Here is a 10,618-nt window from a genome sequence, read left to right as displayed (position 1 = left end):
GGGAAGGTGCTGCACTCTGGGAACACGGACATCCGCGTAACTTAGCGGTCAGTTGGCAACAGCTTTATGGTTCAAATAAGCAGTGGAAAAAACGGTATGGTTATCATCGGCGGTCAATCTCAGAAACTGCCATGTACAGGGTAAAGCAATTACTTGGTGGTAGATTGAGCCTGCGAAATTATAACGGTCAGGTGGGAGAAACTTACGCGATGATAAAGGCTTTGAACAAGCTTACAGGGCTAGGCATGCCTGTAACTTACCGTGTAGTTTGATATTTAGACGATTATGAGGGGCTTTGTTCGCTGAATCGATTTAGGAAACAAAGCCATTAATATATCTGGTCGACAGTTAACTGAGCCTGATTTTATTCACTGGATAAAGCATCATATTCAGCTGACAGGCGTTTCACCTACAGATTTAGAATTTGAATTAACCGAAACTTTTTTGCTTAATAACCTTGAAGATTGTGCGATCACCCTTAAGGCGATTGCTGAACTCGGTATCAGTATTGCGATAGATGATTTTGGTACCGGTTATTCATCTTTGAGTTACTTGAGTAAACTGCCTATTAATGTACTAAAAATTGACCGTTCACTTGTGCTCGATATTGAAAGTAATTTGAATACTGAAAGTTTAGTGGCTAATGTGGTCAGGTTAGCACATGATCTGAACATGAAAGTGGTTGTCGAGGGTATTGAAACATTGGACCAACTCAATATTGTCAAATCCTTAGGTTGTGATGTAGTGCAAGGATACTGCATTTCTAAACCGCAATCTGAAGAGGAGTATTTAGCGCTATTGGCTTCTTTTGAAAGTCTTTCAGCCACAATGGCTTAGGAGAGAGTTATGTTTAATGTACTCTTTGTTGATGATGACAGTTTTATGCTTAGAGCTCTCTTACGGCTAGCGAAAAGACTGAGACCTGACTGGCAGTTTTGGACTGAGGAGGATGGCCTAAACTGGGCAAAATCTATAGCTAATGATGTTAATGTCGATCTTATAATCTGCGATTATTTAATGCCTGATGTTAATGGCGATAGGGTACTCGTTGAGGTTTCAAAACATTATCCCCAGGCAATTAGAGCGTTACTTACAGGTGACACGACAGAGGAAGTAGTATGCAAAGCGGGCAAAACGGCTCATTTTGTATTGAGTAAACCCTTCAATGAACAGGATATTGTACAACTTCTGACCGCTGTGGAACGGGTTCATAAATTGCCATTCTCCCAAGACGTTAGAGCAATGTTGGGCGCAAGTGCTTTATTACTGCCACTGCCAGACATAGTGCAACAGGTCCGCAAAGTGCTTCTAAATCAGCAATCCGAAGCCGCCGATATTGTTGATCTTATTGCCCACGAACCAATTATTACCGCCAAATTATTACAACTCGCAAACTCTGCGTTTTTGGGTTTTAGCCGCACAACACTGTCAATTGAAGAGGCTATCAAACGCTTAGGGGTGGATTTAACTAGCGCGATTATTAGTTCTATCGCCATTGAGCAATCGGCGACGTCGATTATTGATAAGTCTGCACAGAGTAGAATTAACGAACATGCGTATCAGTTAGCGCTTAACGCTCAAAAAATCGCTAAAGCACTTAATTTACAAAAGAGTCTACAAGAAGAGCTATTTATTGCCGCTTTAATGTCGTCAATAGGTGAGTTGATTTTGGCATCTCGTATTTGGCAAGATTCGTTTGCGACTCAATTTACGGAGTGGCCAGTGAGAAAACTCATCGTCTCTATATCAGCCTATCTTTTAACGCTTTGGGGGTATAGCGAATCCTTATGTGACAACATTTTATCCAGCGCAGAGCCTGAGGTGAGTAATGTTGAACATAATCTAGCCTTATTATTATGCTTGGCACACTATGCCACTAAATATCACGGCAGAATCCCCGATGAAATATTGAATAAGCTACCCGATGAGCAAATAAAACTAAAATTAGCTAATCTCTAACTCAAGATACATTTGTGGGCATTTAGATCTTACATATTTATTCGATCACTAACTTATCCCAACTTGCTGAATAGACTGCAACTTTATTCTCTGTCGCTTTCGTGTTTCCTATATAGCAATGTAACCCTTCGAACTCCCTTGGTATGCGAATAAAGTTGAATATCATCTAACTTATTTGCATCACTAGAGCGTGCTTTTTACTGCTATTGTTATCATTAACCGTTTATTTTCCTGAATGAAAAAGCGTGTTAGGTTAAATCCACAATCGCATGCCTCACCTAACGAAAGGATGTTTTATGGTTGAAAAAATCACTGGGATGCTAGCACTCATCGGCGTGCTTTCGCTTTTTTGTCAATGGCTTGGTTGGAAGTTGAGATTACCAGCAATTTTACCGCTACTACTCTGTGGTTTACTACTAGGTCCAGCATTTGGAGTATTAAATCCCGATGCAATATTTGGGGATTTACTGTTTCCGATTATTTCCCTAGGCGTTGCCGTGATCCTGTTTGAGGGCGCATTAACCCTCAATTTTAAAGAGATTAAAGATCATGGCCGCATGGTGACTCACTTAGTGAGTATCGGCATGGTGATCACCTGGGGCTGTATCAGTACCGTCACTTTTTATCTGCTGGATTTTAGCTGGGAAGTTGCACTGCTATTTGGTGCGTTGGTGGTGGTCACGGGGCCAACTGTGATAGTACCAATGCTGCGCAGCGTTAGGCCAAAGTCGCAGCTCGCGAGTATTTTACGCTGGGAAGGGATTGTGATTGACCCAATTGGCGCGCTGCTAGCGGTATTAGTGTTTGAATATATAACGGTATCTGGCAATCAAACTAGCCATGTACTCTATGCACTAGGTTCTATGCTCACACTTGGCTTAGGCTTAGGCGCTGCATCAGGTTACTTAATTGGCCAAGTGATCCGCCACAATTTGTTGCCACACTATTTACGTAATACCGCAGTATTAACCCTAATGCTGGGGATTTTCGTCGGCTCAAATTTGTTGCAGGAAGAATCGGGATTGCTCACCGTGACTGTGATGGGCATTTGGCTGGCGAATATGCGCGGCGTGGATATTGCTGAAATCCTTGAATTTAAAGAAACACTGACAGTTCTGCTGATCTCCGCATTATTTATTCTGTTAGCAGCGAGACTCGACTCGAATGCCATGTTGGATTTAGGCTGGGGCGGCATTGGTGTACTCGCTGTGACCATGCTGATCGCACGGCCAGTTAGTATTTGGGTATCTGGCATAGGCACGTCATTATCAAAGGCCGATAAGTGGTTCCTATGTTGGATTGCTCCGCGGGGGATTGTGGCGGCGGCTGTGTCTTCATTATTCGCCATTAAGTTAGAGGCAAACAATGTGCAGGGCGCCGAAGCCATTGTACCTCTAGTGTTTTTAATCATTATCGGCACCGTGGTGATCCAAAGCCTAACCGCGGGCCGCTGGGCGAAATACCTTGGGGTCACGTCGGGTTCGGCGCAAGGATTATTAATTTTTGGTGCCTCCAAGTTTTCCCGCGAGCTGGCAAAAATCTTAAAAAGCAAAGATGTCAAAGTGCTGCTGGCCGACAGCAACTGGGATAATATTCGTCTTGCGCGGATGGATAATATTCCGGTCTATTTTGGTAACCCTGCCTCGGAACATGCTGAAACCTATATGGATCTAACAGGAATTGGTCGCGTGCTGATCATGTCGCCCTACAAGCAGTTAAACCCGCTAGTGACGTTCTATTTTCAAGATGTATTAGGCGCTAAAAAGGTTTTTGGCCTTAATAATGCCGAGCAGGGCAGCGCGCGCCATCAATTATCTGAGACTTACAAACAGCGGCTATGTTTGTTTGGTGATACGGTTTCCTATGCCAAAATCGCTAGTCAAATGTCGAAAGGGGCGCAACTTAAAGTCACTAACTTAACTGAAAACTTCACCTTTGAGCATTTCCGCAAACGTTATGGTGAAACGGCATTGCCGTTAGTGTATCTAACCAAAGAAGGTAAAGTTGTGATTGTGTCAGGCAATAACAACCAATTCCCCAACGGCATTGAGTTGATTAGTTTATTGCCCGTTGAAGCCCTTGAAGAAGCGAAAATCCAACAGGCGATTGCAGAGCAAGAGGCGATAGCTGCACAGGCCAAAGCGGCGGAAGAAGCGGCTCTTGCGAAAGCCAAGGCCGAGGAGAACGCTGAAGCTGAACGTCAACGACTTGAGCTGCAAGCGCAAATCAAGGCTGCGGAACAAACGCAACCTGAGGTTGAAGTTCAAGAAAACATTAATACATCTGATGAAGCTCTAGCGAAGGGATAAGCCCGTTAAGTGAGACGAAAATAAAAAAGGCACTAGATTGTAGTGCCTTTTGTTTATTTAGATGGGCTTAGTTAGTACCGCTTAGCTAGTACAGCTTAGCGATTAAGCTGCGCGTTCCTGTGAAGTGGTAGAAATCACTTCAGGGCGCAGCTCTGCTGGGTCGAAGTCATCCACATTGATAGACTTCATACGGCCGATTTCGGCACGTTCCAACAGTTGTACTTCGCTGTCGCTTAGTACGCCTAAGGCTTTACCTTCAGCAGCGACTTTATCTAACCACATGAAAGGTAAACGTTTGCCACTGGCTTTACAGACTTTGTCGAATAAAGGTTCGGCGGCCAGAATATCCTTCAGCGTTTGCTCTTGGATACCCACAGCATTGTGCTCAGAGTTAGTCCAGAATTGGCCTTTACCTAAACGATCACGGCTTTCACAAGGGGTTTGCATGATCTTAGCCACTTTATGGTCTAACACATCGCTTGGACGTTTCAGTGGACGACCAAATGGGAACATGATGGCGCGTAATACGCCGCCCAGACCCATTGGGAAGTTATCCAGTAAATCGTCTAATGAAGCCTGTAACTTGTACAGAGCATCTTCAACCGCCCATTGTACCAGTGGTAGATCGTCTGTTTGACGGCCTTCATCTTGGTAACGTTTTAAGGTTGCAGAGGCGAGGTATAATTGGCTTAACAGATCGCCTAAGCGAGCAGAAATACGCTCTTTACGTTTTAAGTTACCGCCTAAGGTTGCCATCGCTAAGTCTGATAGCAGGGCTAGGTTAGCACTGAAACGGTTCATATGTTGATAATAACGTTTGGTTTTATCTGAGTATGGCGCGTTAGAGAAACGGCTTGATGTCAGACCTAACCAGAAGCTACGGACAAAGTTACTGGTCGCAAAACCAATGTGACCGAAGATGGCCGCATCGAAGTTGGCTAAACCTTGGCCAGACTCAGTATCAAACGCTGACTCCATTTCGGCTAAGACATAAGGATGACAACGGATTGCGCCTTGGCCATAGATGATCATCGAACGAGTCAGAATGTTTGCGCCTTCAACGGTTATCGCGATTGGCGCCGCTTGATAGCCACGGCCTAAGTAGTTGTTAGGGCCTAAACACACACCTTTACCACCGTGGATGTCCATGGCGTCGATAACGCATTTCTGCATACGATCGGTCAGGTGATATTTCACGATAGCCGAGATAACCGAGGGTTTTTCACCTAAGTCGATACCTGTGGTGGTTAATGAGGTCACGGCATCCATCAGGTAGGCGTTACCACCGATGCGTGCCATTGGCTCTTCAATCCCTTCCAACTTACCAATAGGCAGTTTGAATTGACGACGAATACGCGCATAGGCACCAGTTGCTAACGCTGCGGTTTTGACGCCACCGGCAGAGTTTGATGGCAGGGTGATACCACGGCCAACAGATAAACACTCAACCAGCATACGCCAGCCTTGGCCAGCCATTTTCGGACCACCGATGATAAAGCTTAATGGTACGAATACGTCTTTACCGCGAGTAGGACCGTTTTGGAACATACAGTTCAGCGGGAAGTGACGACGACCCGTTTCAACGCCTTCAACGTCTGTAGGAATAAGCGCGCAGGTAATGCCCAGCTCTTCTTTATCGCCTAACAGGTGATCAGGGTCACGCAGTTTAAAGGCTAAGCCTAATACAGTCGCAACAGGTGCGAGGGTGATATAACGCTTGTTCCAGGTTAAGCGCATACCTAAGACTTCTTCGCCTTCCCATTGGCCTTTACACACGATACCAAAGTCAGGGATAGAACCCGCATCGCTACCAGCCTCTGGGCTTGTCAGTGCGAAACATGGCACTTCTAGCCCTTTGGCTAAACGTGGCAGGTAATAGTTTTGCTGCTCTGGCGTACCATAGTGTTGTAACAGTTCGCCAGGGCCTAAGGAGTTAGGCACACCTACAGTGGATGCCAGCTCGCTGCTTAAACCCGCAAGCTTTTGCAGTACGCGTGATTGGGCGTAGGCTGAATACTCTAAACCGCCGTACTTTTTCTTAATGATCATAGCGAAGAAGCCGTGATCTTTCAGGTATTGCCATACTTCAGCAGGCAAATCAGCAAGTTGGTGTGATACTTGGTGTTGATTCACCATGCGGCACACTTCTTCAACTGGACCGTCTAAGAAGGCTTGCTCATCGGCACTTAAACGAGCAACAGGGTAGTTGTGGAGTTTTTTCCAGTTTGGGTTACCCGCAAACAGATCGGCTTCCCACCAAGTGGTACCAGCTTCAATCGCTTCTTTTTCGGTTGAAGACATTTCGGGCATGATGCCACGGTACATCTTCATCAGTGGGCGACTGATAACATTTTGTCTAAATGCACTGATATTGAGGGGCAGCGCGATCACCAGGAAGATAATCCAAGAGATAGGGCCGACAACATCGAGTGTCCATCCGGCTGTCATCACAACAGCGGCTGCAATAGTGGCAGTGAGCAAAGATACCCGAAGGTAAGCTAGGGCTCCTAGCACTAAGATCATGGCGATGATCCAAAGTAGGGTAGTCACTGTAATTTCTCCTTAAGTATGACCGAGTGCCAATCACAGGTCATAACGAGTTTTGTTGATTGCGATCACAATTATAGTTTGTGGTCTGACCTGTGTCGCATAAAAGTTAAACCTAAGGCAGTTTTAATACAAGTATTTTTCAAACAATTGTTTAAATTTTTTGTCACCTTTGATCATTCCACAAATGTCATCAACTAGTTACAATGCAAAACTGTGGATATTTGGATAGAGAAAGGCGATAAACATGTGTGAGTTACTGGCGATGAGCGCCAATGTGCCGACCGATATTGTTTTTAGTTTTACGGGTTTAGCACAGCGTGGTGGCGTCACTGGGCCCCATGTTGACGGTTGGGGGATAACTTTCTATGAGGGCCGTGGCAGCAGAACTTTTAAAGATGCTTGCCCGAGTAGTGAGTCGCACATTGCAAAATTGATCAAATCCTATCCGATTAAAAGCGAGGTGGTGATAAGCCATATTCGTCAGGCCAATCGCGGCTGTGTTTCCCTTGAAAATACTCACCCATTCACCCGTGAGTTGTGGGGCCGTTATTGGACCTATGCTCATAATGGTCAGTTAAGCGATTATCAGGCGAAGTTTCAGGTGTCTCGTTATCAGAGTGTTGGTGATACCGACAGCGAGCTGGCTTTTTGCTGGATATTGGAGCAAATCGCGGCCAAGTTTGGTGATCGTCGGCCTGAAGATATGCAAGCGGTGTTTCGATTTGTGGCAACGCTAGCCGAACAAATCCGTGCGCTTGGGGTGTTTAATATGATCCTCAGCGATGGCGAATACTTGATGAGTTATTGCAGTAATAATCTGTGTTACATCACCCGCAGGGCGCCGTTTGGCAAGGCAAAATTAATTGATACCGATGTCGTGATTGATTTTGATAAAGAAACCACGCCACACGATGTCGTGACTGTAATTGCTACTCGGCCGCTCACCGAAAACGAAGACTGGCAGGTGATGCAGCCTGGCAATTGGAAGTTGTTCCGCTTAGGTGAGCTGCTTATCGATTTGTAATTGGGGCGCTGTCACAGTCAGTCATTGCACTTTGACGGAATTAAATAAGACACAAAAGGCCAAACGGAGTCACTCACGTTTGGCTTTTTGTGCTGTTACGGCATCTTAGAAACAGCGCTAAATCCATCTTAAATTGCGATAAATGTGTAACTGGCTTAATTCGCGCCTGTGCCGAGGAGTTTAGGTACTTTCCGCTCCGTCGGAACTTCAATATCAACAGCAGCGGGCACGGCTTCAACTGGCACATCGTCGAAATGATACTTAAGCAGTTTGATATCTAGCTGTTTGCTGCCTTTTTCAAAGTGCGTCAGACGAACGGGGAGGTAGGCTAAATCCGGCGCCATCCAAAAGAAGGTTTGGCGTTTATGATTGTCACGCACGACCTCAATTTTGACTGTATCATAACTGCCGCTTTCAATTGTCATCCGTTCCTTACCAATCACATGGAACTTATACTCATCGAGCTCGTTAGATTTAATCATTTTATAATCAAGCACTTCTTTGCCAACGCTGATATCGAGTCGAAACTGCAGCTGCACCATTAAGGGATCGAAAATATCGCCTTCAAACGGGAATTTACCTTTTTCATCCTTATAACGTGTGTGGATCATGCCCTGTGCCTTAGCAAAGGCGGTTTGTTCGATAAAATTTGGGCCGACGCCTTGGCGCTCATGCAAATAGCGCAGGGGCAATAATTGATTCCCCTCTTGGGCAAACTCACTCAGTACATGGCGCACATCGGTCAGTAATAACAGGCTAAGATCGCTGTCGAAGCGATACTTATAGACGCCATCCTCTATGGCTGGCAGTTGATACTTGGCCTTACCCAGTTCAACATCACCATAATTAACTTGATATTCAGCAGTTTGAGGCGTTAAAGGCGTTGGCGCCGCCATCGCAAATACGCTGTGGGTGAGTGCGAGACTCACGAATAACGTTGGAATTGTGCGCAATTAATGCTCCTTTATATCGCAAACAGAAAGCGTCTAACACTGCTTACCCTATGGCTCAGCTATCAAATTTAAGTGTTTATAACCGAGTTTATATTGGAATAAATAGTTTTTAGATCAATATATTAAATTAGAACGGGATTGACATCACTAAGGTTGCCATATCCGGTTGCCACTCACATTCAGACAAGTTCACTTTGCCACAGTTCACCATTACACCTTCAAGGCGCAATAATTCCATCTGTTCCTGAAAGGAGGCTGAATGTTTTTCGAAGGAAATTTTTCCTTGGCTATTGAGTACTCTATGCCAAGGAAGTGACAAATGTTCGGGAGCCAATTTGAGAGCTCTGGATACATAGCGAGCGCGTCCTGGTAACCCTGCGAAATCGGCGATCTTACCATAACTGCTCACTTTGCCGGGCGGGATCATCGCTACAATCTGCCAAATCTTCGCCATGGGTGATAGGGCATGACTTCGTATCTCTTGTGTATTGTCTAACTCGTCTGGCGTATTAGCCTTATCTTGCTCTAAGTAGCGATAAAGTGGAGACTTATCTTTTGCAAACCGCATGATGATGCCAAGTAAAACATGAACAGATGAGCCAGTGTAGCGTTAAACGAAGGCCAAGTGAAACAGAGGCTAGTTTGAAAAGCCGTAATGTCAATCTAAAAAATCGATTGTAATGATTTTTATTAAACTATTTAGTTTTGAATATTGAGAAAACACAGGAATAGTTCATAATGGCGCCAATTTTTTTGACTCCATAAGAGATGAAACAGGCATGGCTGTACTCGATATTCTGACAATTCCCGATGAACGTCTAAAACGCAAAGCGCAACCCGTAAAAGATATAGAAGCAATTCAGGGATTTATCGATGACTTAATCGAAACCATGTACCACACTGACGATGGTATCGGTCTGGCCTCTACCCAAGTGGGCAGTACAGATGCGGTGATTGTGATCGATTTATCCGAAACCCGTGACCAACCCTTAGTGCTGATTAATCCAGAGATTGTTGAAAAGTCTGGCGAGTATGTGGGTGAAGAAGGCTGTCTTTCAATCCCAGGTTACCGCGCCAAAGTGAGCCGTTTCGAAAAGGTCAAAGTCACCGCCTTAGACAGACAAGGCAAAGCGGTTGAAATCGAAACCGACGACTTTTTAGCCATTGTTTTGCAACATGAAATTGATCATTTACACGGTAAAGTGTTTATCGAGCATTTATCGGCATTGAAGCAACAAATCGCCTTAAAAAAGGTACGTAAATACGCCTAATTTCCCCAATGTCTTGCTCTGTAAAGCCGCACATTAGATTGCGGCTTTGCTGTTTCTAGGCGGCATTACCCGTCGTACTCATGGTGATAAAATTGTTACATTGTTGAATGTTTATCTAGATACACGCAAAACGAGTCTGTTATCAGCATCTATGGGCTAACTACGATGGTAATAACAAAAAATCATCAAAAGCATGTTGTGCCAACAGGTTTGGCACGAAATGGGCACAAATTCAGAAAAACGGCGAATTAGAGGGAAATTGCGGTAAATGTGGATTAAGCAATAGAGGCAAAATCAGACAGAGCCGAAGGGTGGGGCATGTTTGAATGTTTGTGGAAAAACCTAGAACAGGCATGAAGATTTTATCTTCGGCACAAATAAAAGTAAGTATCCCGATGGATATTTATTTTAAATTGCTGTTTTTTAGGGAGTTAAAGTAAAATTTGGTACACCCGAGTGGACTCGAACCACCGACCCCTACCATGTCAAGGTAGTGCTCTAACCAACTGAGCTACGGGTGCACTGTTTGAATTTCACTTTTTAGACTCTGTG

Annotated in this window: 8 protein-coding genes, 1 tRNA gene and 1 pseudogene; 6 read left to right on the top strand and 4 right to left on the bottom strand. The window is 44.8% G+C overall.

Annotated elements, in window-relative coordinates; all coding sequences use genetic code 11:
* The 4 genes and pseudogenes from IEY09_RS16690 to IEY09_RS16675 all read left to right on the top strand — a co-directional run.
* Positions 1-272, top strand: a pseudogene (locus IEY09_RS16690) (IS5/IS1182 family transposase); the annotation flags it as partial.
* Positions 273-306: 34 nt separating this feature from the next.
* The gene (locus tag IEY09_RS16685; RefSeq protein WP_188871952.1) at positions 307-837 is read left to right on the top strand and encodes an EAL domain-containing protein; all 531 of its coding nucleotides are present in this window, start codon (positions 307-309) and stop codon (positions 835-837) included.
* A gap of 9 nt (positions 838-846) precedes the next feature.
* Positions 847-1,959: an HDOD domain-containing protein gene (locus IEY09_RS16680; protein WP_188871950.1), complete on the top strand. Its 1,113-nt coding sequence runs from the start codon at positions 847-849 to the stop codon at positions 1,957-1,959.
* A gap of 296 nt (positions 1,960-2,255) precedes the next feature.
* Positions 2,256-4,268, top strand: coding sequence for a cation:proton antiporter (locus IEY09_RS16675; RefSeq protein WP_188871948.1), 2,013 nt, complete (start codon positions 2,256-2,258; stop codon positions 4,266-4,268).
* A 102-nt stretch (positions 4,269-4,370) separates the two neighbouring features.
* Here IEY09_RS16675 and fadE read toward each other — a convergent pair whose 3' ends face one another.
* Positions 4,371-6,818 carry an acyl-CoA dehydrogenase FadE gene (fadE, locus tag IEY09_RS16670; protein ID WP_188871946.1) on the bottom strand — a complete coding sequence of 816 codons (2,448 nt, stop codon included), beginning with the start codon at positions 6,816-6,818 and terminating at the stop codon, positions 4,371-4,373.
* A 244-nt stretch (positions 6,819-7,062) separates the two neighbouring features.
* On the opposite strand from fadE, the gene IEY09_RS16665 reads away from it, so the two are divergent.
* Positions 7,063-7,842, top strand: coding sequence for a class II glutamine amidotransferase (locus IEY09_RS16665; protein WP_037427643.1), 780 nt, complete (start codon positions 7,063-7,065; stop codon positions 7,840-7,842).
* Between the two features lie 155 nt (positions 7,843-7,997).
* On the opposite strand, the gene IEY09_RS16660 is transcribed toward IEY09_RS16665, so the two are convergent.
* Both IEY09_RS16660 and IEY09_RS16655 read right to left on the bottom strand, forming a co-directional pair.
* A complete protein-coding gene (locus IEY09_RS16660; protein WP_188871943.1) occupies positions 7,998-8,795 on the bottom strand; it encodes a DUF3108 domain-containing protein in 798 nt (265 codons plus the stop codon).
* Between the two features lie 127 nt (positions 8,796-8,922).
* The gene (locus IEY09_RS16655; RefSeq protein WP_156312327.1) at positions 8,923-9,366 is read right to left on the bottom strand and encodes an MGMT family protein; all 444 of its coding nucleotides are present in this window, start codon (positions 9,364-9,366) and stop codon (positions 8,923-8,925) included.
* Between the two features lie 208 nt (positions 9,367-9,574).
* Here IEY09_RS16655 and def point away from each other — a divergent pair, with 208 nt between their 5' ends.
* Complete coding sequence (gene def / locus IEY09_RS16650; RefSeq protein ID WP_037427638.1) at positions 9,575-10,066, top strand: peptide deformylase; 492 nt, start codon at positions 9,575-9,577, stop codon at positions 10,064-10,066.
* A 444-nt stretch (positions 10,067-10,510) separates the two neighbouring features.
* Here def and IEY09_RS16645 read toward each other — a convergent pair.
* Positions 10,511-10,587: transfer RNA gene (locus IEY09_RS16645), tRNA-Val, on the bottom strand.
* Positions 10,588-10,618 lie beyond the last annotated feature (31 nt).

It is taken from the genome of Shewanella xiamenensis (genome assembly GCF_014647135.1).
Lineage (GTDB): Bacteria > Pseudomonadota > Gammaproteobacteria > Enterobacterales > Shewanellaceae > Shewanella > Shewanella xiamenensis.
This window is presented reverse-complemented; position numbering and strand designations above follow the sequence as displayed.